At 33.0% G+C, this 23,741-nt stretch carries 19 protein-coding genes and 1 tRNA gene; 7 read left to right on the top strand and 13 right to left on the bottom strand.

Annotated features, from left to right (window positions below; genetic code table 11):
• Positions 1 to 32: 32 nt before the first annotated feature.
• Together NLG42_RS06035 and NLG42_RS06030 are read right to left on the bottom strand one after the other, a co-directional pair.
• A tRNA-Ser gene (locus NLG42_RS06035) sits at positions 33 to 119 on the bottom strand.
• 60 nt (positions 120 to 179) lie between these two features.
• A complete protein-coding gene (locus NLG42_RS06030; RefSeq protein ID WP_257683260.1) occupies positions 180 to 1,049 on the bottom strand; it encodes a LysR substrate-binding domain-containing protein in 870 nt (289 codons plus the stop codon).
• A 90-nt stretch (positions 1,050 to 1,139) separates the two neighbouring features.
• Here NLG42_RS06030 and NLG42_RS06025 point away from each other — a divergent pair, with 90 nt between their 5' ends.
• Positions 1,140 to 2,381, top strand: coding sequence for an MFS transporter (locus NLG42_RS06025; protein ID WP_257683259.1), 1,242 nt, complete (start codon positions 1,140 to 1,142; stop codon positions 2,379 to 2,381).
• A 384-nt stretch (positions 2,382 to 2,765) separates the two neighbouring features.
• On the opposite strand, the gene NLG42_RS06020 is transcribed toward NLG42_RS06025, so the two are convergent.
• The 6 genes from NLG42_RS06020 to NLG42_RS05995 form a co-directional block, all read right to left on the bottom strand.
• Positions 2,766 to 3,794: an asparaginase gene (locus tag NLG42_RS06020; RefSeq protein ID WP_089059536.1), complete on the bottom strand. Its 1,029-nt coding sequence runs from the start codon at positions 3,792 to 3,794 to the stop codon at positions 2,766 to 2,768.
• A complete protein-coding gene (locus NLG42_RS06015) occupies positions 3,784 to 4,920 on the bottom strand; it encodes a 1-acyl-sn-glycerol-3-phosphate acyltransferase (RefSeq protein ID WP_089059537.1) in 1,137 nt (378 codons plus the stop codon). The genes NLG42_RS06020 and NLG42_RS06015 overlap by 11 nt, the downstream gene beginning before the upstream one ends.
• A gap of 64 nt (positions 4,921 to 4,984) precedes the next feature.
• Positions 4,985 to 5,764, bottom strand: a complete 780-nt coding sequence (locus NLG42_RS06010) for a TatD family hydrolase (RefSeq protein WP_257683258.1) — start codon at positions 5,762 to 5,764, stop codon at positions 4,985 to 4,987.
• 305 nt (positions 5,765 to 6,069) lie between these two features.
• Positions 6,070 to 7,719: a S41 family peptidase gene (locus NLG42_RS06005; protein WP_257683257.1), complete on the bottom strand. Its 1,650-nt coding sequence runs from the start codon at positions 7,717 to 7,719 to the stop codon at positions 6,070 to 6,072.
• A 240-nt stretch (positions 7,720 to 7,959) separates the two neighbouring features.
• Entirely contained in the window at positions 7,960 to 8,682 is a 723-nt protein-coding gene (locus NLG42_RS06000) for a tetratricopeptide repeat protein (RefSeq protein WP_089059540.1), read from the bottom strand.
• A 2-nt stretch (positions 8,683 to 8,684) separates the two neighbouring features.
• Positions 8,685 to 9,269: an RNA polymerase sigma factor gene (locus NLG42_RS05995; protein ID WP_089059541.1), complete on the bottom strand. Its 585-nt coding sequence runs from the start codon at positions 9,267 to 9,269 to the stop codon at positions 8,685 to 8,687.
• 121 nt (positions 9,270 to 9,390) lie between these two features.
• On the opposite strand from NLG42_RS05995, the gene NLG42_RS05990 reads away from it, so the two are divergent.
• The 6 genes from NLG42_RS05990 (at position 9,391) to NLG42_RS05965 (ending at position 16,549) form a co-directional block, all read left to right on the top strand.
• Complete coding sequence (locus tag NLG42_RS05990; protein WP_257683256.1) at positions 9,391 to 9,690, top strand: hypothetical protein; 300 nt, start codon at positions 9,391 to 9,393, stop codon at positions 9,688 to 9,690.
• Between the two features lie 84 nt (positions 9,691 to 9,774).
• Positions 9,775 to 10,758 (top strand): hypothetical protein, encoded by a 984-nt coding sequence (locus NLG42_RS05985; protein WP_257683255.1) that lies wholly within the window; start codon positions 9,775 to 9,777, stop codon positions 10,756 to 10,758.
• A gap of 113 nt (positions 10,759 to 10,871) precedes the next feature.
• A complete protein-coding gene (locus tag NLG42_RS05980) occupies positions 10,872 to 12,824 on the top strand; it encodes a PKD domain-containing protein (protein WP_257683254.1) in 1,953 nt (650 codons plus the stop codon).
• A gap of 150 nt (positions 12,825 to 12,974) precedes the next feature.
• Positions 12,975 to 15,635 (top strand): CHAT domain-containing protein, encoded by a 2,661-nt coding sequence (locus NLG42_RS05975; RefSeq protein ID WP_257683253.1) that lies wholly within the window; start codon positions 12,975 to 12,977, stop codon positions 15,633 to 15,635.
• Complete coding sequence (locus tag NLG42_RS05970) at positions 15,587 to 16,024, top strand: retropepsin-like aspartic protease (RefSeq protein ID WP_089059546.1); 438 nt, start codon at positions 15,587 to 15,589, stop codon at positions 16,022 to 16,024. Before NLG42_RS05975 ends, NLG42_RS05970 begins: the two co-directional genes overlap by 49 nt.
• Before the next feature lie 51 nt (positions 16,025 to 16,075).
• Positions 16,076 to 16,549 carry a hypothetical protein gene (locus NLG42_RS05965; protein ID WP_099717744.1) on the top strand — a complete coding sequence of 158 codons (474 nt, stop codon included), beginning with the start codon at positions 16,076 to 16,078 and terminating at the stop codon, positions 16,547 to 16,549.
• 75 nt (positions 16,550 to 16,624) lie between these two features.
• On the opposite strand, the gene NLG42_RS05960 is transcribed toward NLG42_RS05965, so the two are convergent.
• The 5 genes from NLG42_RS05960 to NLG42_RS05940 form a co-directional block, all read right to left on the bottom strand.
• Complete coding sequence (locus NLG42_RS05960) at positions 16,625 to 19,801, bottom strand: efflux RND transporter permease subunit (RefSeq protein ID WP_099717745.1); 3,177 nt, start codon at positions 19,799 to 19,801, stop codon at positions 16,625 to 16,627.
• An 89-nt stretch (positions 19,802 to 19,890) separates the two neighbouring features.
• Entirely contained in the window at positions 19,891 to 20,958 is a 1,068-nt protein-coding gene (locus NLG42_RS05955) for an efflux RND transporter periplasmic adaptor subunit (protein ID WP_089059548.1), read from the bottom strand.
• A gap of 9 nt (positions 20,959 to 20,967) precedes the next feature.
• Positions 20,968 to 22,302 carry a TolC family protein gene (locus NLG42_RS05950; protein WP_089059549.1) on the bottom strand — a complete coding sequence of 445 codons (1,335 nt, stop codon included), beginning with the start codon at positions 22,300 to 22,302 and terminating at the stop codon, positions 20,968 to 20,970.
• A 44-nt stretch (positions 22,303 to 22,346) separates the two neighbouring features.
• Positions 22,347 to 22,961 (bottom strand): TetR/AcrR family transcriptional regulator, encoded by a 615-nt coding sequence (locus NLG42_RS05945; protein WP_257683252.1) that lies wholly within the window; start codon positions 22,959 to 22,961, stop codon positions 22,347 to 22,349.
• A 108-nt stretch (positions 22,962 to 23,069) separates the two neighbouring features.
• Positions 23,070 to 23,591, bottom strand: a complete 522-nt coding sequence (locus NLG42_RS05940) for a YceI family protein (protein WP_089053712.1) — start codon at positions 23,589 to 23,591, stop codon at positions 23,070 to 23,072.
• Positions 23,592 to 23,741: the final 150 nt, after the last annotated feature.

Below are 23,741 nucleotides of genomic sequence, written 5' to 3'. Positions count from 1 at the left end.
GAGGTTTGGTATTATTTTAAGCTAAACATTTGCAGAGAGGAAGGGATTCGAACCCTCGATACAGTTACCCATATACTAGCTTTCCAGGCTAGCTCCTTAAACCACTCGGACACCTCTCTATTTTGGTCTGCAAAGAACACAAAAAAAATCGAGTTTCAAAAGTAAAACTCAAGATTAGTTTAAATGCTTTTTCTAAACTCTTCCATGAATAATTTTACTGCCTTTTTCTGGTAACCACCAATCGTTAACATATACGATTCTCGCTTGGTGACAACGCCTGTAATCTGAATGGCTTTAAGATTATCCCAGCCTTTTAGCGCTTTCTCGGCTACAATTGTTGCCCAATCGCTGTTTTCTACCATTTGCAATAAGGCATGAATTGAATTTAATTCTATTGAGATTTTTGGTTTCATATTGTATTTTTTAAACAATACTTCGACATATTCTCTTGAATTAGATCCTTTTCCGGGTAAAATAAGCGGAACATCTTCAATTTTCTTAAACGGTATTTTATCTAAAGAGGCTAAAGAATGTGATTTGGAAACTGCCATAACCATATTTGAAGTAAACAAAGGCACTTTCTGAATTGGAAGTTCAATTTCATGCGATGAAATAACCAAAACCAAATCTAATTCATTCGTCAGTAACTTTTGTTCTAAAGCTTCTGTAGTTCCATATTCGACTACAATTTTTAAATTTTGGTATGTTTTTGCAAAGGCATTTATAACAGGCAAAATCAAAAGCCCAAAAATATACGTTACGCCTAATCGGAGTTCGCCGCCAATCATTTCGTTTAAATCTTCAATTGCCTGTTTTCCGTTTTCTACATTTTCAACCACTTTTTTAGCATGAATTAAAAAAACAGAACCTGCTTCGGTAAGCTGAACCTTTTTTCCAATCCTTTTAAACAAAGGCATTCCCAGTTCCTCTTCCAGTTTTTTTATTTGCTGCGAAAGTCCGGATTGCGTCACAAAACACAATTCGGCAGCTTTTGTAAAATGCAATACCTCAGCAGTTTTAATAAAATATTCGAGTTGATAAATTTCCATATCGATAAGTTTTACTACTTATAATGAGTAAAATTATTAATTTTTCTAATGAAATCATAATCCCGACCTTTGTAAAAAATATTTCAGGTTATGTTTAAAGCGTTAAAATCAAGAAACTTCAAGTTATTCTTTTACGGACAGTCCGTTTCTGTTATTGGGACTTGGCTTCAAAAAACAGCAGTAAGCTGGATGGTTTACAGCATTACTGGATCTGTATTTTTGTTGGGTTTGGCTACTTTTTTAAGCATGATTCCATCCTTGTTTTTAGCGCCATTGGCAGGAAGTATTATTGGCAGATACGACAGACATAAAGCCATGATTTTATTGCAATCTTTGGCAATGCTTCAAGCTGGAGCTTTGGCTTTGTTGATTTACTTAAAAATTTACAACATCAATTTTATTTTGGCATTAAGCCTTTTTCAAGGAATTATCAATGCTTTTGATATGACTTGTCGACAAACCATGATGATTGATATTGTCGACAATAAAGAAGATCTTCCCAATGCGGTCGCCTTAAACTCAACCTTAAATAATTTTGCCCGAATTGCAGGACCTGCTTTAGCGGGAATTATATTGCATAACTATGGTGAAGACATTTGTTTTATTGGAAACTTTCTAAGTTATATTCCAGTTTTAATATCCTTATTAATGATGAAAATCACGCCGCATATTAAAGCAGTTGATAAATTTAAAATGCTCGAAGATTTTATTGAAGGTTTTGATTACATCAAAAAAGAAGCTGAAATGGCCAAAATGCTTTTAATGTTAACCTGCAGCAGTTTATTTGTAATTTCTTTTAATACTTTGATGCCGGTTTTTGCCAAAGATATTTTTAGCGGTAATGCACAAACTTTCAGCTGGTTTGAAAGTGCGGCCGGAATTGGCTCAATCATATCGGCAATTTATCTGGCTAATTTGAAAAAATCAGACAATATGAGCAAAATAATGATCGCTGCGAGCTTATTATTGGGTTTCAGCATTATTATACTCGCCTACTCAAATAGTTTAACTATTGCTTTAATTTGCATGGCTTTGAGCGGCGTTGGCATGATGGCGCAAACCTCATCTATAAATATTTACATTCAAACGCAAAGTGTCGTTAATATGCGTTCGAGAAGTATCAGTTATTATTTAATGGCTTATCAAGGAATGATTCCTGTGGGAAGTTTGATAATTGGTTATGTTTCACACATTATCGGAACTCGAAATACGGTTGCCATTCAAGGAATAATCAGTATTATCTCTGTAATTGTTTATGTGTATTACAAAAATCGCAGTTCTCAAGAGGATTTAGAAACTTGTCCAGTTCGTTATAAAGATTCAAAGTTTTAAATTCCAATTATAGACAATCTTGTCATTTCGATCCCGAGGCTTTGGGAGAGAAATCTTCGTTAGAAACTCGACAAAGATTGATCTTTTTGGAGCGGAGTTACTTGCTGAGATTTCTCGTTCCTCGAAATGACAAACTAACTTAAAAAAAGCAATAAAAAAATCCCAAATTCCAACTGTATATAATCTTGTCATTTCGATCCCGAGGCTTCGGGAGAGAAATCTTCGTTAGAAACTCGACAAAGATTGATCCTTTTTGGAACGGAGTTACTTACTGTGATTTCTCGTTCCTCGAAATGACAAACTAACTTAAAAAAAGCAATAAAAAAATCCCAAATTCCAACTTTTAATGTTTGGAATTTGGGATTTTAAATATTAGATTTTAATCTAAGAAATTTCCCCGCGCAGTGCAGTTTCAAAGATACTTTTAAATTCGTTTTGAGGAATATTATGACCTAACAAATACATTAGTTTTGTAATTGCGGCTTCTGTAGTAATATCTTTTCCTGAAATAACTCCAAGCGACTTTAAGGCTGTACTCGTTTCGTACTGCCCCATATTTACACTTCCGCCAGAACATTGTGTTACATTTACAATGTGCATTCCAGATTTAATAGCTTTTTCAATTAAATGTAAAAACCAATCTTCGGTTGGCGCATTTCCTGAACCGTAAGTTTCCAGCACAATTCCGCGTAATCCCGGAGTTGCCAAGATCGAAGCCAAAACGGTTTCACTCATTCCTGGAAACATTTTTATGATGGCAACATGATTATCTAAGTTCTTATGAACGATCAAATCTGCATCTTTATTTACAGGAAGAAACAAATGAGAGTTTAATTTTAAATGAACTCCCGATTCTACCAATTCAGGGTAATTTGGTGCTGTAAAAGCTCTAAAATGCTCCGCATTTACTTTTGAAGTACGATTTCCTCTGTATAATTTATATTCAAAATAAAGGCAAACTTCTGTAATTACAGGTTTCCCATTTTCTAGAAGTGAGGCAATTTGAATTGCTGTAATCAGATTTTCTTTTGCATCCGTTCGTAAATCTCCAATTGGTAATTGAGAACCTGTAAACACAACTGGTTTTGCCAAATTCTCAAGCATGAAACTCAATGCCGAAGCTGAATATGACATGGTATCTGAACCGTGAAGAACTACAAATCCGTCATAAGAAGCATAATTTTCTTCTATGATTTCTGCAATTTTTGTCCATTCAGAAGGGTTCATATTAGATGAATCTATCGGATCTTCAAAAGAAACCGTTTCGATTTCACAATCTAATTGTTTGATTTCAGGAATCTTTTGCAATAACTTTCCAAAGTTAAATGCTTTAAGCGCTCCTGTTTCAAAGTCCTTGCTCATACCGATAGTTCCACCAGTATAAATTAGAAGTATTTTAGCCTTAGATGACATCACCGTATTTTAATTTGTTGACAACCGGATTGGCATACATCGCAAGAAAGCCTTGTCTAGTAACAGGATTATCGCTGCCAATACGCATTTCTAAACGACGCTCAAACAATGATTTTTCACTGTCTTTGTATAGGTGAGAAAATGTATTTGTTTTATGCAAAATATCGTAGGCAATAAAATTAGTCGGCCACAATTTATAGTTCTTCAATACTGAATCGTCTATAACTTGAGCTAGAGCTTGAATTTGTTTATTGGCATTGTCATTTTCTGCTGCGATCTGATCAATTTCCTTATCCAGAACATCGCCTACCGAAATATGTATTCTCTTTTTGGTTCCCATGATACCACTTAAAATGGTCATGAAATCTTCATTTTTTTCTTTAATATAAACTTCATTGTTTGCTTCTGCCATTAATTGCGGCATTTTCAAAACATCTGTTGGATCATATTCGTATGAAATAGAAACGGGAACAATTTTTAATTTCTTAAAATAATCCATCAAATTGGCTTCGTCAGAACCCATTCCAATCATTTTTAAAACTCCTGGATTCGTTTCATCGTTTCCATCTTTGGTACGTCCTTCTCGCTGTGCAATCCAAACTGAGCGGTTTTCACGAAGCAGTAAGTGCCCAATATATTCTGATAATAATTTAGAACTTTGCAGCATTTCACGAGGCGTTAAACCTCTTAAAACTAAAAAGTTTCTGTTTAATTTTGCCAAGGTTGACAAAAATGCTTTTTTCACTAGATTATCTCCAATTGCAGAAGCTGTCATAACCAAACCATGCTCAAATAAACAAACATTAAGCAATGTTGTATCTAAAAGGATATCTCTATGATTTGAGATAAACAAATAAGATTCATTTTTCTCTAATTTCTCAAAACCTGAAGTGGTAAGTCCTTCAGAACTTCTTTCAAGAACTTTTTGAATGGTATTGTAAATAAAGTTGCATTGAAAATCACGAATCGAATGTGTTTTCTTAAGTTGTTCCTTCCAAACCTCATCTTCCACATCCGGAAAAGTAAAATTCATCATAGCTTTCATCATCGGATGATTGACTACACCATGAAGTGCTTCATTTATTTCGGAATCATAGAACGGTCGAATGGCATCAAATCTCTGCATTATTATTTATCTGTTTAAGTGGGCAAATGAACAAAAAAAAAATTAAAGTATTGTAAGGTGTGGGTTAAATACCAAAAACGGCTTTTGAATTTTGTGTTGTAATGTTGGCAATTTCTTCTTCAGAAACATTATATATATGGGCTAGTTTAGCAATTACATTGACTAAATAACTGCTTTCATTTCTTTTTCCTCTGTACGGAATTGGCGCTAAATAAGGTGAGTCTGTTTCTAAAACGATATGTTTTAAATCGATTTGATTTAAAAACTGATCAATTTTTCCGTTCTTAAAAGTCACAACTCCTCCAATTCCTAACTTCATATTATAAGATATTGCCTGATGTGCCTGCTCTAAAGTTCCCGAAAAACAATGAAAAATACCGAATAAATCGGCTGCTTTTTCTTCTTCCAAAACTTCAAAAATTTCATCAAAGGCTTCGCGGCAATGAATTACGATTGGCAATTTGTATTGTTTTGCCAATTGAATTTGTTTCTTAAAAGCAATCTGCTGTTCTTTTAAGTGCGTTTTATCCCAATACAAATCGATTCCAATTTCGCCTACAGCATAGAATTTTCGTTTAGATAATTCCGTCTCAACATGCGCTAATTCTTCTAGATAATTATCTTTTACATATGTTGGATGCAAACCCATCATCAGGAAAATATTATCTGGGTAACTTTGCTCTAAATCATACATAGACTGTGTTGCAGCGGCATCGATCGCGGGAATAAAAAAACGAGTAATTCCGGCATCGATAGCTCTTTGAATCATTGCGTCACGATCCTGATCAAATTCTTCAGAATATAAATGTGTGTGTGTATCGGTAATAATTGGTTTCAAATTCAATTGTATATTTTTAAAGTTGTCAAAATTACGACAATATTAAAAGAATAGCAATTATGTAAAATCAACCCGCAGATTTGGCGGATTCACTTTCCTAAAAAGAGATATTTCTGTTATTCTAAGAAACGAGCGATGAAATACTAACTAAAAAAAACCTTTGTCAAGATTTAAAACTTTGACAAAGGTTTGCAAATACAGCATTAAAGCTGTCGCCCTGAGCGAAATCGAAGTCCAGCAATAAAAAAGCCCCCAATTCTTCTATAATTGCTTAAGTGGTCTTCGATTTCGCTCAGGATGACATACTCTACTTATTTTCCCGTTTCAATAAAAGCTAAAGCACGATCCAAAACCTCATCTTTTCCTTCTTGAATTCCTTTAATAGTTGGTTCTATCTTGATGTCTGGAATAATTCCTATTCTTTGGGTTTCTCTGCGATCTGGGTAATAAACTCCAATTCCTGAAAAATTGGTATGAAACCCTGAAAAATCAAATTCAAAAACATTTCCGTCTGCTCCTGCTGTCTGGCTTCCTATAATTGTTGTATTTCCTGCAGTTTGAAAACACATTGCTGTCCATTCTGATTGACTTATGGAATCTTCATTAAGCAGTACAATTACTTTTCCTTTATAATGATCTTTATTTTCAGAACCACAATTTCTTCCTTTTGTCCAATTATAACGTCCTGGATAATTTAGATATGGCATTGTGTAAACGCAAAAGACTTTTTCCTGAGGATTCAAAAATTTAGTAATTTCTTCAAATGTGCCTTTTGGATAATTTCTCATATCAAAAACAATTGCTTTTGAATCTTTTAAACTGTTAATCATATCTGGAATATGTATTGGTTTTATAACTCCCATGTTTACATAACCAATATTATTCTCTAGAAGTTTGAACTTATCTTTCTTTTTCTGAGCTCCTTTTTTATACTCATTTCGATGCGAATCATGATAATTAAACCATGTCATAGACTTTGTTTCGTATTTTCCATCTTTTAGAAACTCTACTTTAACATTTTCAGATTCGCTTCTTAAAATTTCTCCTGCGACTTTGTTTCGATAAGAAACTTCGTTTGAAGCACATTTAATATCTCTTTTTTCCTCAAGAAGCTCTTTAATACTCTTATCATCTATTTTAGTGACTACAGTTCCTATTTTAATATTATCAGCTTCAGCGAGACTGTCTCCTAAAATCTCTGTAATTACCAATTTCTCATCGATAATTTTACCTGCAGCTGGAAAATAAAAAGATGCCTTTTTTCCTGTTTCTAATGACGAATAAATAAAAAATTCAACATGACTGTCATCTAGATTTACGGCCGCTTTTCTTAATGCTTTATAAAAGTCTTCTGGTTTTTTCGACTGAACAACAAGAGGTAATACCTCGTTTAAAGTTAGATCCCATTTTTGATCCATCAGATATTTATACGGAAAATAATATTCTACAACATTCCAATAAGAAAACAACATTAAAAGTCTGTAGTTTTTATCATTATAATCTAACTTGAAGTAGTTTTTCAAATTTTTAAATCCATCAAAACTAGGCCCAAACTCTTCATTAACTTGAAATCTATTGTCTTCGATAAATTTCAATTTTTTCGAAAGTTTCTTAGAAAACAACTTATTATTGAACCAGCTTAAATCAAAGTTTTTATCAAAAAATTCAACCTCTTTTGGTATAACAATCGGCGTAACTTCTTTTACCGGCCCAAGATTATCGATCCAGTTTTCCAGCACCAGCGAAAACTCTTCTTTGGTTTTTGCGTTTTCTATTTTTGGCAAAGTTTCAAGAAGCTGGTTATCCCAATTTAATTCTCCGCCAGCAGCTTTTGGATGATAATATTTTAAGAATCCCCAAACTTTGCAAGCAGCAGCAAGTTTTTCGGTTTCTGTAATGTTAGAGTGGCTGAAAATGGTTTGTGAAAAAATAATAAGAAAAAACAAAGTGATTTTCTTCATTAAACAAGAACGGTTAAATTAATATTAGTTTTGGGGTTGGTTAACAGCATAAAATTAAAATCGAATTTAGGGCATAATTTCTAATTTCTATTACGTCTTTACGTAAACTGCTGCTATAAATTCATTTATTTTTGATTATTAGCTCATTTACAGCACTAATACATCAAAAAACAGCATAAAAAAAGATTCGCAAAGTATTTATTTCCTTGCGAATCTCTATTCTCTTTATTCTTTTACAGCTTAATCCAGATCATTCAATAAATCCTGAACATCATCATAATCTTCAAAATCCTGCGAAATAGTCTGAAGAATTTCTTTGCAGGCTTTATAATCTTTTTGTTTTAGTTTCGACAAAGCCAGATACCAAACTGCTTTGTCTTTATAAACAGAAGTTCCTGTTTTTAGCGCATTAAAAACTGCTTCTGCTTTTACATAATGGCTTTCTTCTAAGAGAGAAACACCATAGAAAAATTGTATTTCGGCCGTTTTTTGCTTTTGGAGAACGGTTTCAAAAAGGGGAATTGCTTTGTTGTATCTTTTTGCATTATACTCCATTTCGGCTTCTTTTAAAGTCGCATCAATCGTTCCTCTTTCCGTAAAAAAAGCTTGTTCAGGATTATTATAATCTGCAAAAGTTGGATTTTGACTGTAATTAAAAAAGAACAATCCAAATAGAACAGCAATAGAAGCTGCAACAGCAAAATACCACGGTTTTAAACCTATAACTTTTGTTTTTTTATTGAAGTGTTTGTTTGAAATATTGGTCAGATTTTCTTTAAAAGCTTCTCTCTCTTGTTCAAATTCAAACTTATTAGCCAGTTGAAGCTGTGTGTTTTTAAAAGTCTCAAATTCTGATGCAAATTCTGAATCTGCTGACAGCTGTTTTTCAAAATCATTTTTCGCCTCAATCGTTAATTCGCCTTGAAGATATTGATCAAATAATATGTAACGCTCTTCGTTCATGACTACTTATTTTTTAAAGATTTAAAGTTTTTTGCTTCCTGAATCCATTGCGTTAACTGACCCACGCATAACGATTTCTTTTTACGAACATATCCGTAAGTTACGTTTAGTTTTTCGGCCACTTCCTCCATCGATTTAATCGTAAAACTGAGCTTTAATAATTCTTGACACTTATCTCCCAATTTCTGGAACATGGTGTCAAAAAGCTGTTGTTTTTCGTCAAAATCTTCAGTTTGTCCAATTAATTCTAAAGCAGATTCATTGATAGATACTGCATCTTCATTAATTGTTACCCCTTTATTGGATGTTTTTTTCAGCTCATTCAGCCATTTTCTTTTACACAATAAAAAGAAATAAGCATCAAACGGACAGGTTAACTGGAGCGCATTGGCTTTGGCTTGATTAAAAAGCAAAATCAACACGTCCTGAACCACATCCTGAGCCTGATCTCTATCTCCAGAATTATTCATTATAAACATAACAACTTTGGGAACAAACTTTTTGTAGATGGTCTGAATTACTGCCGAATCGTTTGAGGCAAGTCCTTCAACATATTTTTGATCCGGATGTACTTTGCTTTTATCCATAAAAAACTTTTTATCAGATAAAGTTAAAAAAAGAATTTCAAATAAAAGGGTAACAATTCATTAGCGTAGTTGATATAAGAGAACAAATATCTTTTTAAAGGATAAAAATTTAAGAAAAAAAATGGAAATGTATCAATTTACTTCTGACAAAACTTTGAATCAATTTCACGAAATGATTTCTGCTAAAACTCGAAATGGTTTTGTGATTGTAGAGCATAATGAAAAACTGCCTTATGTAGTTTTATGCAGAGAAAAAAAAGTCCTCAAACATACTTTGCATTTATTTCTTACCTGTCTCACTTTCGGACTTTGGTCTGTTGTCTGGATTTATTTAATCGTAACGCTTTCGCGGAAGAAAAACATTTTGGTCGCGGTTGATGAAGACGGAAATCTATTTGAAGACAAATGTCTCTCCGCCTAAAATTAAAAAAAATCAAAATCAGGGGTAACAATTTTTAAACCTCGAACATCTATCTATATAACAATCATTTAAAAACTAGAAATTATGAATACTCAATTTAAAACCATCAGTCTTTTATTTTTATTAATTATCAGTTTTGTAAGCTGCGATACGAGCGACGGAGACGATATTATTATTTCGCCGCCAACTTCGGCTGCATTTAAAAGCATCAGCGAAAAAGGCCTTAAAAAAAACACTCAAAACTTTACAATTACTGCAGGAACTGGAGTGGTAACTTTGACTTCGGCAAAAGGAGTAAAATTAACTTTAAACGGAGATTGTTTAACTAAAAACGGAAATCCTGTTACCGGCCAAGTTGATATTGAATACGTAGAACTTTTTGATAAAGGAAATATGCTGATTTCGAACAAACCAACTATGGGAATTATGCCTGACGGAAAGAAAAACCTTTTGATTTCGGGCGGAGAATTCTTTATTAAAGCTACTCAAGGCGGTGTTGAATTAAAAACTTCCTGCTATATGAATTTAATTGTTCCAACGGCTTTAACAAATGGTTTGGATAATGCTATGACTTTATGGAACGGCGTAATCGATGAGCGCGGAGAACTGGCTTGGGAACAACCTAAACCAAATGCTGACGGAACTGGCGGCAAAGGCGGCGTACAAGGCGAAGGTGCAAATTATTACGTTACTTTCGGGAAATTTGGATGGACAAATGTGGACCGTTTTTACAGTGATCCAAGACCAAAAACAACACTTTTGGTAAAAGCTCCTGAAGGTTATACTAATGAAAATAGTGCTGTTTATTTATCGTATGATGGCGAAGGAACGAATGCTCTTGCAAAATTAGACACTTATACTTCTGCAGGATTATTCAGCGAGCATTATGGTCAAATCCCAATTGGTTTAAAATGCCACGTGATTTTTGCAACTGAAGATAATGGTCAATGGCGTTATGCGATTAAAGCTGTAACTGTCGCGGCAAACGATGTTTATACTTTTACTCTTGCTGAAACAATAGTGGGCACAGAAACGCAGCTGGTAGCGGCGATCAATGCAATCCAGTAACTTACGATTACTTTTTTTTAAGAGAAAGTGATGATTTGCTCATCACTTTTTTTTACATTTAATCTTGTTTCAAAATTTACCCTGACGATTTTAAAACTAAAAACTCTCTAGTTATGAAACCAATAACGTCTGTTTTCTTTATTTTATTTACCGTTTTCGCGATTGGACAAACCAAAGTAAAAGACACCATAACCCGAAGAGCTTCTATTGGTTTTATCCAAAATGGAAATGCTGTTACTTTTAAACCCGAAACGCCGCCGCTAATTCCTATTGCGGGTGCGCCAAAACCAAGTTATTCGTATTTATGGGAACTGGGAGATGGTCATTACAGCAAAGAGGCTGAACCTAAACATGTTTATAAAAAGAAAGGAACATATACCGCAAGACTTGCCGTAACTAATAATTATGACAATGGAAAACCTCCGGCAACACGCCCTAAAAAAGTGGTTGTAAATGATGTTACCGATAACAATTATAAAGATATTGCTTCGATCGCTGACCAAAATGGTTTTGCTGTTTTAAAAAACTGCGATCCAATTCCAGAACAGGAAATGGTAGTTGTGGTAAGTTACCAAAATCTAGAAAATTATGTTTCAAGCGGTAAACTGTATCTTTTTTATAACGAGAAGCAGTTTAAGCATAATAACTTTGAACTGAGTGATTTTAGAACTTATGCAGGCGAACGTGAAATAAAAGAAAACTTAGTCGCTGCGGTCAATGATCTTGATGATTCTAATAATTTTACGGCTGCTGCCGAAAGTAATTTCAATCTTAAAAAATACCGAAACACTACAACGGAAGAAGATCTTGATGCTTCGCTTTTAGACGCTCATAAAACGTATCATAACGTTTCGGTTTTAGAATTTGACAATGCTGATCCAGGTGAAACCCGAAATGTTTTTTATACTTTTAAAACTACTCCCGAAATGATAAAAGATACTAGCGCAACGGTTACAATGCGTGGTATTTTTGTTCCGAATCGAAGTTATAAAAATCATAAGATTAAGAATCTTGAAATGGAAATTGTAACCTCTCACGATCCTAATAAAATGGGATCTAACGGAAGTTTTATGAATTATAGATTGGTGCGTTTTAAAAGAGTGAATTTTAAAACTCGTTTTCAAAATAATGGTGAAGGTCCTGCAAGGAAAATTCGCTTAGAAACTGATATTCCTGATATGTTCGATAAGAAAACATTTCAAATTGAAAGTATGTATCCAGAATGTCCTATTTGTCCAAAAGGCGAAGAACCAACGGTAAGCTGTCTTGATACGATTATTAAACAGAAACAAATTATTTTTACGTTTAAGAATATTTATCTGCCGGGAACGGAGCAAAAAAATGTAAAGGAAAAAGACAGCACAAAAGGTTTTGTAAAATACTCTATGAAATTTAGCGAAGATTTTCATAAAGTAAAAACCAAAAGCAGAACTTCGATTATTTTTGATAAAAACGAACCTATTATTACTAACTATGCTACTACTCGATTCCTGCCCGGAATTTCGATTGGTGTAAAAGCGGGTTATAATTTTTATCCTGATTTAGATAAATCGACGAGTTATTTTGTGAGTGCCACAATTTCCCCTTTTAAATCGTATCGCTTTTACTGGCAGGTTGAATGGGTAAATGCCTTAAACCAATACAACAGCGCAGTTGATATTGTAAATGAAACTCGTGTCAATGCAAATGGTGTAAGACAATTGCAGCGTACAACTACTATGACCGAAAACAAAAATATCAATTGGGAAGTTCCTGTTTTAATTCGGTACAACATTAATAATTATATTGGCATCGGTGCAGGAATTCAGGCTAATATAAATGTCTCATCAGAACAACATCAAAATATAAAAGTAGAAACTTTTGAAGGCGAAAAAGAACTGATTTTAATAGATACGAAAACAGCAACAAATACGGTTAAAAACTCTTTTGCCGATTTTAATACTGGGCTGCTATTTGATTTAACGGCGGGTTTTGCCAGAATTGGACCAAGCTTAGGCGCGCGTTATGTAATTAATTTTGAACAGAATTTTAATTATTTTCAGGTTTATGGAATTTGGAAGTTTTAATTTTTTCTCACCATATAAGTGATGTAAACTCATCTTACCTACATTGTCTTATTAATACAAATGTCACCCTGAGCGAAGTCGAAGGCTTTACAACTAAAAGGTCTTCGACTTCACTTAAACAGACAAAACTTTATCAACGCAATTTATAATATGAACTTATATCGCATATATGTTTTTATCTTTCTTTTTATAAATCTGAGTGTTTTTGGACAGAATCAGGAAGATAAAATATACAATGCTGTTGACAGTTTTACGGCTCACCCTTCTATAAAAGCGATACAAGATTTATCTAATGTTGAAGCTGCTTTTTGGAAAAATCCTAATCCCAAAACGAAAGAAGAATTACTGGCAATTGTGGTTTTAAACTGCAATAAAGGATACTATGAAAATTTGTTTGGGCTGACTCAAAATGCTGTTTCGAGTTATGAAAAAGCATGGCAGCTTTTTCAAAAACACAAACTCGGCAATTATGATATAATTGAATTCTGCCTGAAACCTTTGGGAAATTTATATACTGTTTTGGGTGATTACGATAGTGCCGAGAATACTATAAAACAATATTATTTTATTGCAAATACTTCTAAAATTTATCCTGACGCACAAAAACAAAAATTTGCTGCTATTTTGAATTTATCTAATGTGTATCAAGGGTCTGGCAAAATTTCTATGGCAATTGAACTTTTAGAAAATACTCTAAAAACAGAAAACTTATCTAATTTGCAAAAAGGAATCTTGTGGAATAATCTTGGGAATAATTATTTACTAAGTTCTACAGAGAATTTAATGCGCCCTGAAATTCTTAAAAAAGCTGAAAATACTTTTGAAGCTTCAATGAAATATCTTGAAAAGGAGAAGGGTCAATCTGAAACTTTATCTAATTCTTATCGAAATCTGGCTTCGATGAACAGACAATGGCAGCGATTTGATCTTGCGGATTCTTATATGCAAAAGGCTGAAAAACTGTTTTTAGAAACGCCAAATCAGCAGCCTAGAAAATTAGCAAAACTATATTATGAAAAGGCTTTATTGTTTTTTGATGAGCGAAAATATGACGAAAGTTCGAACGAAATTACAAGGATTTTTAAAACTTTAATTCCCAATTACAATTCAAAAAACATATTACCAAACCAAAATCAATTGTATGCGGAAACGGTTTTGGCGGATGCACTCGATTTACAGGCTGAAATGTTGAAATCTAAACAGCCGAAAAAAGCGTTGGAAGCCTTTGAACTTTCTTCTTACATTGAAGATTTATTGATGAATAGTCTGGTATACGAAAACTCAAAAATTTTAATGCAGCTGCGATCTCGAAATCGTACCGAAAAATGCCTTTCAATTTATAGTGAATTGTTTAAAAAAGAAAGTAAAACGCAATATCTAGAAGAAGCTTTTCAGCTTTCTGAAAGAACAAAATCGGGTATTTTGCAACGTTATAGATCAAATTTTAAAACTGCTTCGGCAGAAGAAAAACAACTTTTACAGGAGCTTCAGAACTTTAATAATGCTATTTTAAAAGAACAGCAAAAAGGAAATTCAGCCAATATTTCTAGAATAAATAATTTTATAAAAAAGCAAAACGAATTAATGATTTCGTTGAAAAGAGTACAGTTCAAAAATGCCGATTATGTTCCTGAAAAATGTGATTTAAAAGGATTGTTTTCAAAATTAAAAAAAGATAAAGCAGTAATGGTTTATTATTTCATGGGATTTGAAAATCAATATTTCTTTACTTTACAAAACAACATAATTAGCTTAAATCGCCTAAATACCTCACATACATCAATTTCTAAAATTGTACAATTTGTAGATTATTTTAATGATGCAAACGCTGTTACAAATGACATTTCCGGCTATAACAAATGTGGTAAACAGGTATTCGATATTTTAAAACTGCCAAATAATTCTATCAATAAAAACTTGATAATAGTCCCTGACGGCATTTTAAATTTTCTTCCGTTCGAAGCTTTAATTACACAGGAATCAAACACAACAAATTTTGCCAAAATGCATTATTTACTGAATGATTTTAAGATTGCTTATAATACATCGGCTAGTATTTATCTAAATTCAAAACCTGTTTTAAAATCAGATAAAACGGTTTTGGGTCTTTTTCCTGTTTTCGAAAAATCATCTTTTGAATTGCGTTATTCGAAGAAAGAACTGGCTTCGATTCGAAATAATTTTAAGGGGAAATATTTAGAAAACGCTGATGCTACATTTAACAATTTCAAAAATAATGCTTCAAATTATTCGATTTTACATTTGAGTACGCACGCTTCTTCGGGTGATATTGAAACTCCGGCAAGCATCAAGTTTTACGATCGAGAAATTTTATATTCAGAATTGTATAATCTGCATATTAATCCTGATCTAGTGGTTTTGAGTGCGTGCGAAACTGGAATTGGAAAGTTGTATAAAGCCGAAGGTGCGATGAGCGTTGCAAGAGGTTTTCAGTTTGCAGGCGCACAGAATTTGATGTTTTCTTTATGGAAGGTGAATGATTTTACAACTTCAGTTTTTATGACTGATTTTTATAAAAACGTCAAAAATAATGTTTCGTATTTTGAAGCTAATACAAATGCAAAACGGGAATATTTAAATGACAAATCGATTCCGAATGCAAAGAAATCGCCTTATTATTGGAGTTCTTTTGTGTATTACGGCTCTATTTCGGGAGAAGAAAAATCTGGAAATTATATCTATTATGTGATTAGCTTTTTGATTGTAATTGGCTTATTTTTGGTTTTCAATCAGTATCGAAAATGGAAAATCTTCACGAGGTTCTCAAAAAAGAGAAATACAAAAAAATAAAATTTAAAGTTACCAAAACACAGCATCTTTCTATAAAAGCGAAGATTAACGGTATATCTGGAAATTTCATTTTAGATACTGGCGCATCAAATACTTGTATTGGTTTTGAAAGTATCGAACGCTTTGAACTGGCTGCAAAAAAATCTAAAACAAAAGCTTCTGGCGCGGGCGGAACCGGAATGGCAACACAAATTTCGGCACACAATCATTTGCAATTAGGAAGCTGGAAAAAGAAAGATTTCAGCATTGTAATTTTTGATCTTTCGCACGTAAATGAAGCGTTAGAATCCTACAAAGCAAAACCTGTTCACGGTATTATTGGCGCTGATGTTTTACTTGAGGGTAAAGCGATTATTGATTATTTTAATCATTATGTGTATTTAAAATAAAATTAAGATTTTTCGTATATATTTGCTATTTAATTTTAACAAGCAAAAATCGTGAAAAAAGCAACTGCAATAATTTTAAACCTTTTTTTAATTTTTTTATTGAATTCCTGTTCAAATGACGAAGATAACAATGACAAAATTCCTGAAGGATTAACAGTAGAGATTAATGGAAAAATCACAACTTTTGAGCCTCAAATTATTGAATATGTGTACAACAAAGGTGCTATAAATGAATATACTGAATTAACAATTATTGGCAATATTGAAAATAGTAATGAGCGAATATTTATTTCTCTTAATAAAGGAAAAACTGGGTCAGATGCAATTCACAAATTACTATACATAAACAATAAAAAGGAAGATCATCACTATAATTCCCAAGATAAAAAAGAGTTTAATTTTACATCAAATACTTTAATCAACACTAGTGAAAAAAAATTAGAAGGTCGTTTCTCTGGGATATTATTAGCTGCGAATAAAGAAACTTCAACAGAACTAAAGGGCACTTTTAATATTCAATATTAACTACAGTATCTTTAATAAAAAATCCCAAACTCCTTTCGGAATTTGGGATTTTTTCAATCTAAATTAAATCAACAATTAATGGGTGTGTTTCGGATTAAAACCGTCTTCACTTACTTCTGTCGGCACATAATCAGCAAACATTTCAGCTTCGTAATCGATTTTTTCTCCTTTAGAGAATTTATGAATAATTTTCTCCATGATATTATAAATTACTGGAACTACAATTAAGGTTAGGAATAAAGAAGAAATTAATCCTCCGATAATTACCCAAGCCAAACCGTTTTTCCACTCAGCTCCAGCTCCAGATGCTAATGCAATTGGGAACATACCAAATACCATCGCAATTGTCGTCATCAAAATCGGACGTAAACGAGCGTGATTTGCTTGAATTAATGCTGTTCTGATCGATTCTCCAGCTGCTCTACGCTGATTGGTATAATCGACAAGCATGATCGCATTCTTACACACCAGACCAATCAACATGATGATACCTAAAATGGTAAAGATATTTAATGAGTTGTTTGTTAATGCTAAGGCAAGCATCGCTCCAATAAACGAAAGCGGGATAGCAAATAATACGACGAATGGGTGCACGAAACTGTCATACAAACTCACCATTACAAGGTAAACTAAAATAATTGCGGCTAATAACGCGATTCCTAAAGTACCAAATCCTTCAGATTGGTTCTCCATATCACCACCCCAAATATAGTTTACTCCAACTGGTTTTTTCAGCTTATCTAATTTTTCCTGCCAGATTCCAACAATTGTACCTGAAGGAACTCCAACATTTTGTCCTTTTACAGTTACAGATGCTGATTTGTCTCTACGCTCTAATTGACTAGGTCCAGAACCTTCTGTAATATCTGCAAACTGTGACAATTTAATTTGCTGTCCAGCATTGTTTATGAAAATCAAATTACTTACATCAGTAATACTTTTTCTGTCGAATGCATTATATCTAATGTTGATATCGTATTCGTATTCACCAGCTCTGTATTTACCATCTGTGTTTCCACTAAAAGCAGTTTGCATTGTTAAACCAACTGTTTGAAGTGTTAATCCTAAAGCAGCCATTTTATCACGGTCTACTTTTACGTTGATTTCAGGGTTTCCGTCTTCAACAGTCAATTTAATCTCTGTTGTTCCAGGAATTTTACGTAATTCAGCTTCTGCTAATTTTGCAAATGCCATTGCGCTTTCTGTTGATGGACCTGTTACAATTAATCCTAACGTTGCATCTTCAGCTGTTCCTAAAATACCTACCGGTACTGTTTTTACTTTCGCTCCAACTAATACTTTTTCAAGTTTACGTTTAATTTTTGCTGCATAAACTGATGCGTCATCTTTACGATCTTTTTGATCAATCATTTTTACATCAATCTCTGCTTTGTAAGCTGTTGCTTGCGATGCTCCAAAACCTTCTGAAGTTTGTCCTACTGTCGTAATTTGACTGTGAACGTATTCTTCATTTTTAAGGAATGCTTCTGCTTTTTGAGTCATGAAGTTGGTTTGTTCTAACGAAGCGTCTTTTGGCATTTCGATTTGAACTAAGAATTCTCCACTATCAGATGATGCAAAAAACTCTCCTCCAATGAAACCTCCGCCCATTAATCCAACTGTTGAAACTAAGAAAAGGACAATTACAACAGCAAATGTTTTAATATAATGATCTAAACACCAAGTTAACAAATGAGAAACCCAGTTTGTGAAACGTGTTAAATATTCTTCGAAACCAAGAATGATTCTTCCAAATAAATTTTTCCCTTCAATATGCTCTAATTTCCCGAAACGAGATGACAACCAAGGAATAATAGTAAATGAAGCCAACAATGACAACATCGTTGAAATAATTACGGTAACACAGAATTGCGTAATAATATTAGATACTAAACCAGAACTCATTGCGATTGGCAAGAATACCACGACAATTACTAAAGTAATAGAAGTTACTGTACCACCAATTTCTGCAGTTCCATCATAAGATGCACGAATTCGGCTTTTACCCATTTCCATGTGCCTGTAGATATTTTCTAATACCACAATCGCATCATCGACCAGAATACCTACAACTAAAGACAATCCTAATAAACTCATTAAGTTTAAGGTATATCCCATTAAATAAATACCAATAAATGTAGCAATTAACGATGCAGGAATAGATACCATTACAATCAATGAGTTTCTAATACTGTGAAGGAAGAACAACATTACAAAAGCAACAAGAACTACTGCAATTAATAAATCGTGTACTACAGAATCTGCTGCTTCAAGAGTAAATACGGTACTGTCTTTTGCGACTTCTAATTTTAACTGGTTTACTTTATAATCTTTTTCAAGAGTCGCAATTGTTTTTAATAAATGCTCACTTACCGCCACGGCATTTGCATCAGATTGTTTTACGATTTGTAAAACGATTGCACTTTTTTGATCTACACGAGATATTTTCTCCGCAATTTTTTGTGTATCCTGAACATCAGCAATATCACTTAAACGAATTTGTATTCCGTTTTGAGAAGAAACTACTAAGTTTCTTAATTCGTCAACACTTTTATATTTACCCGCTAAACGAATTAATATTTTTTGATTACGAGTTTGGATATTTCCTGTTGGGAAATCTAAGTTTGAAGTCAAAATGTTTTGTTGCACCTGCGGAACTGACAAGTTGTAACCCTGCATTTTTACTGCATCAAGATTTACTTGAATTTCACGCTCTGATCCACCAATAATATTTACCTGAGCCACACCTTGTACACGAGATAAAATAGGCGCAATTTTTTTGTCAATTAAGTCATAAAATTCTGCTTCGTCCATTTTTCCGTTAGCACCTAGCGTCATAATTGGTAAATCACTCAGCGAGAATTTTGTCAATGCCGGCGTTTTAACATCATCTGGTAAATCACTAATGATGGCATTAATTTTTCGCTGTGCATCATTTAAAGAGAAATCGACTTTTGCGTTTGATGTTAATGTAATCGATACGATCGATAAACTTTCATACGATTTAGAGTCAATTTTCTTGACATTTTCTAAGGATGCGATCGCGTCCTCAATTTTCTTGGTCACAGTATTTTCAACCTCACTTGGAGAAGCTCCAGGATAAACGGTAGAAATGGTAATAACGTTTTGTTCAAACTTCGGGATCAGCTCGTAGCCTAGCTGGCTGTAACTGAACAATCCACCAAGTGTTAGAATTGTAAACAATACAATTACTAACGACGGACGTTTTATGGATATTTCGGCTAATTTCATATTTGTTGCTTTATGCTGTGGGCTGTACGCTATAGGCTTCAGGCTTTTAATGGGCTTAAAGCTTATAGCTTACGGCTTAAAGCCAATAATTATTTAATAATTTCTACTGTATTTCCGTCTTGTAAGTTAATCTGTCCTGTAACGATTACTTTTTCTCCATCAGATAAACCATTGATAACTTCAACTTTATCTCCCAAAATTCTACCTGCAGTTACTTTTCTTAGTTTTGCAATACCATTTTCAGCTACAAAAATTTCGTTGCTGCTTACACTTCCAACAAACGCGTTTCTAGGTACAACCATCATGCTTTGTTTTTGTTGTTTTGATGCAAAATTTGCAGTTCCGTACATACCTGCTTTTAGGTCGTTGTTGGTATTGTTTGCAATTTCGATTTCAACAGGAAAGTTTAAAGACTCATCAGCTTTTGCAGCAATGAAAGTAATTTTTCCAGAGAAAGTTTTATCAGGATATACACTTGCAGTAATATTAACATGATCTCCTAATTTTAAACTTGTTACTTGATTTTCGTTTACAGTAACAATAAGTTTTAATTTAGAAACATTTACAATATCAAACAATGCAGTTGCAGGCATACCTGTTAAGATAGATCCCGGCTCAATGTATTTTTTATTGATAAAACCGTTAATCGGCGCTTTTACTTTAGTATCTCCAACATTGATATTTGCTTGTTTAAGGTTAGACTCAGCATTTGTTAAAGCTAACTTTGCCTGATCTAATTGTTGTTTAGTAACACCACCTGTTTTAAAAGCATTTTCGTATCTGTTGTAATCAGATTTTGCATTTTGATATGCTGCTTGTGCTTGTTGCGCACTTACATTGATTACATCACCTCTCATGGTTAACAATGTTTGACCTACACGTACATAATCACCTTCTTTAGCTAAAACGCTGATTACTTTTCCAGATTTCTCAGCTGAGAATGTTAATTCTTGAATAGGCTGAAAGTTTCCGTTTGCAACAAAATCTAATGAAACTTCTTCAGTTTTTACTGGTGAAACTTTTACTGAAACTGCTGCATTTTTTTCTGCAACAATATCTGTTTTTTCTTTATTTTCTTTCTTATTATTATTTAAGACATACCCAATCGCCCCCAGTGCTGCGATTATGATTACGATTGTTATAATAGTTTTCTTCATTGTAATTAGTTATTTAATAAGAGATTTAAGTTCGCCTTTTGATTTGATTAAAGATATTTCGGCAATTTTATAATTTAAAACTGCTCTGGTAAAATTATTTTGAGCTTCAAGAGATGCATTTTCAGCATCCAGTAAATCTGTTAATGATGCTAATCCTTGAAGATAATTATTTTTTGTATTGCTTAAAATCTCAGTCGCCAAACGCATGTTCTCTTTTTGATTCTTTATTGTAACAAGGTTATTGTCAATTTGAGCCATTGCATTTCTGTAATCTAAATCAAGCGAAAGTTTAGTGTCTTTAATATCTTCTTGAAGCGATCTGATTTCTACATCAGCCTGTCTTACTTTTGCACGAGTTCCAAAACCTGTAAAAATTGGCACATGTAAATTCAATCCAATTGCAGAGAAATCTGACCAGTACACACCATTTGAAGGTTTTGCAAACCAAGGCATGTTAGGACCTTGACCAATATAATTGTAACCTGCAGTCAGCGAAAGTGTTGGATAATATCCTGCTTCAACTGCTTTTTTATTGAATACTAAAAGCTCCTCTTGTTTTTTCAAAAGCAAATACTCTGTTCTGTTTTCGATATTTGGTAACTCTGTTAATGAAGCAGGTACAACTTCAAATTTTTCTTTAGGCATATCAATTACAGTTTCAATAGGCATTCCCATATAAAACTTCAAAGCATTTTCTTGTAATGTAATTTGATTTTTAATTTGCTGACGCTCCGTATCAATGTTTGACATTTTTACAATAATACGATCCAAGTCAATTTTCTTAGCCAAACCATTATCAAACTGTCCTTTTACAATATCACGAACTTTAGTAGTATTAACATAATTACTATCTAATAGAACTAATCGTTCTCTTTGTACATATACAGAATAATAGTTGTTTGCAACTCTTTCAATTACCTGCTCTTCTGTTAACTGATCGTTTATTTGATAAAACTCACGAGTAGATTTTGCTGCTCTTAATCCTGTAAAAACAGATTGATCAAAAATTGCCTGAGTCAAAGAAACTCCTGCAGTTGATGTCCATTTTTGACCAAATGCCGCTTGAATAGTAGTTCCAGGCTGACCAAATCCTGCACCATCAATAACCGTTGTTTGAATAATTGGATTATGAGTTAAATTTCCATTAGCAGAAATTTGAGGTAATGCTCGTGAACGTATTTCCTGAATTTTGTACTCACTATTTTCAACCTGTAATTTTGCTTTTTTAGCATCGGCTTTATTTTGAAGCGCATAATTAAGTGCGTCTTTCAAGGTTAAAGTTGTTACTTGCGCATTGACCGATAAGCCAATTGTACACAAAAATATAAGAACTATTCGTTTCATATGAAGTTAAAATTTATTTTGGATTGATGATTTAAAAATCATGTTTATATAGATTGATGATTATGCTCTAACTTTTTCGAGTTGTTTTCTAATTCAGCTATTCCTTTTTCTGTCGCCATTGCTCTGGAATGGTACTCCAAAGCTTCCAATTCTATTTCCTGCGCTTCTCTTTCAGAAACAGTAGTTTCGTTTATATGAAAAATTAAAGTATAATAAAACTTCACATAAATGTCAATATTTAAATCGGGGCGATATAAACCTTCGCGGATTCCTTTTTCAATATTCTCTCTAAAATACTGTGTACATTGTTCGATTTCGTAGGACAATACATTTTGATAAATCTCTGGGTAATGTTTCTTTAACTGATAAATTGGCGATGTATCTGTATTGTTTTTAAACATATCACGGAACATCTCTCTAATTTCAAAATTCTCCTGAATCGCGTTGAAGTTCTTCGCTACAATAGTGTCAATTATTCCATGCACTTGTTTATGAACCGTCGAAGTACTTTCTTCAATTAAAACTTCTTTATTACAGAAATACTTGTAAATCGTTTTTTTCGAAATACACATTTCACCCGCAATATCATCCATCGTAACGCTCTTAAAGCCAAGCTTTAAAAAAAGCTCACTAGCCTTCGAAATAATTTTCTCTTTCATTTTAATTTTCCGACTTGCATCACAAATATACTTAGGAAACTAAAATCTAAAAAATAGTTTCCATTATATTTGTAATAATTTTACATTAAATTATACTTTCTGTAAGATTTATATACTAAATTCTAAGTTTGCAATCAGCTTAATATCTTTGCCTAATGCTAAACCTCCGTTATGATTAAATGAATTATAATCAAGTCCAAAATCCTGACGTCTAATATCTCCTTTAATTTCAAAAGCAACTTTTCGCTCTCCATTATAAGTATTAACGCCAATAAATTCTGCATCAAGTTCTACAACTTTAGTCACATCTTTTATCGTTAAATCGCCTTTAAAAAAGTTAATATTATTATTCACTTTTTGAAATGAAGTCGATTTAAAACTGATGATTGGATGCTCATCTACATCAAAAAAATCTTGAAGCTGCAAATAAGTATCTATCTGCTGAAAGCTTTCATTTTTATTATTTATATCCAGTGAAAATTCAACCGACGCATCTTCAATTTCATTGTCTTCGATATTCACATAACCGCCAAATTTATTTGTTGTTCCTCCTAAATAAGCAATTATCGAATGTCTCATTTTTATTAAAACATCTGATTGTGTCGAATCTAAAGTCCATGTTGTTTTCATAAATATTTGATTTTATTGAGTTTATAGCTTCCTCAAACCTCTTACGGAAACTTTTACAGTGTTTATAGTTTCCAAATTAACGGTGCAAATATAAACAGGAAACTCTAAACACCAAAAAAGTTTCCGTGTTTTTTTTAAAATAATTTTAAC

This window comes from Flavobacterium plurextorum, assembly GCF_024638035.1.
Classification (GTDB): domain Bacteria; phylum Bacteroidota; class Bacteroidia; order Flavobacteriales; family Flavobacteriaceae; genus Flavobacterium; species Flavobacterium plurextorum.
The sequence above is the reverse complement of the archived record's forward strand: the minus strand, read 5'-3'. Positions and strand labels throughout refer to the sequence as shown.

Coding starts and splice junctions, on each gene's coding strand:
- NLG42_RS05945 (WP_257683252.1), bottom strand. CDS start 22,961: ATGAAAGAGAAAATTATTTCGAAGGCTAGTGAGCTTTTTTTAAAGCTT.
- NLG42_RS05985 (WP_257683255.1), top strand. CDS start 9,775: ATGAATACTCAATTTAAAACCATCAGTCTTTTATTTTTATTAATTATC.
- NLG42_RS05940 (WP_089053712.1), bottom strand. CDS start 23,591: ATGAAAACAACATGGACTTTAGATTCGACACAATCAGATGTTTTAATA.
- NLG42_RS06030 (WP_257683260.1), bottom strand. CDS start 1,049: ATGGAAATTTATCAACTCGAATATTTTATTAAAACTGCTGAGGTATTG.
- NLG42_RS06025 (WP_257683259.1), top strand. CDS start 1,140: ATGTTTAAAGCGTTAAAATCAAGAAACTTCAAGTTATTCTTTTACGGA.
- NLG42_RS05995 (WP_089059541.1), bottom strand. CDS start 9,269: ATGGATAAAAGCAAAGTACATCCGGATCAAAAATATGTTGAAGGACTT.
- NLG42_RS06005 (WP_257683257.1), bottom strand. CDS start 7,719: ATGAAGAAAATCACTTTGTTTTTTCTTATTATTTTTTCACAAACCATT.
- NLG42_RS05950 (WP_089059549.1), bottom strand. CDS start 22,302: ATGAAACGAATAGTTCTTATATTTTTGTGTACAATTGGCTTATCGGTC.
- NLG42_RS05960 (WP_099717745.1), bottom strand. CDS start 19,801: ATGAAATTAGCCGAAATATCCATAAAACGTCCGTCGTTAGTAATTGTA.
- NLG42_RS05955 (WP_089059548.1), bottom strand. CDS start 20,958: ATGAAGAAAACTATTATAACAATCGTAATCATAATCGCAGCACTGGGG.
- NLG42_RS05975 (WP_257683253.1), top strand. CDS start 12,975: ATGAACTTATATCGCATATATGTTTTTATCTTTCTTTTTATAAATCTG.
- NLG42_RS06000 (WP_089059540.1), bottom strand. CDS start 8,682: ATGAACGAAGAGCGTTACATATTATTTGATCAATATCTTCAAGGCGAA.
- NLG42_RS05970 (WP_089059546.1), top strand. CDS start 15,587: ATGGAAAATCTTCACGAGGTTCTCAAAAAAGAGAAATACAAAAAAATA.
- NLG42_RS06015 (WP_089059537.1), bottom strand. CDS start 4,920: ATGCAGAGATTTGATGCCATTCGACCGTTCTATGATTCCGAAATAAAT.
- NLG42_RS06020 (WP_089059536.1), bottom strand. CDS start 3,794: ATGTCATCTAAGGCTAAAATACTTCTAATTTATACTGGTGGAACTATC.
- NLG42_RS05980 (WP_257683254.1), top strand. CDS start 10,872: ATGAAACCAATAACGTCTGTTTTCTTTATTTTATTTACCGTTTTCGCG.
- NLG42_RS05990 (WP_257683256.1), top strand. CDS start 9,391: ATGGAAATGTATCAATTTACTTCTGACAAAACTTTGAATCAATTTCAC.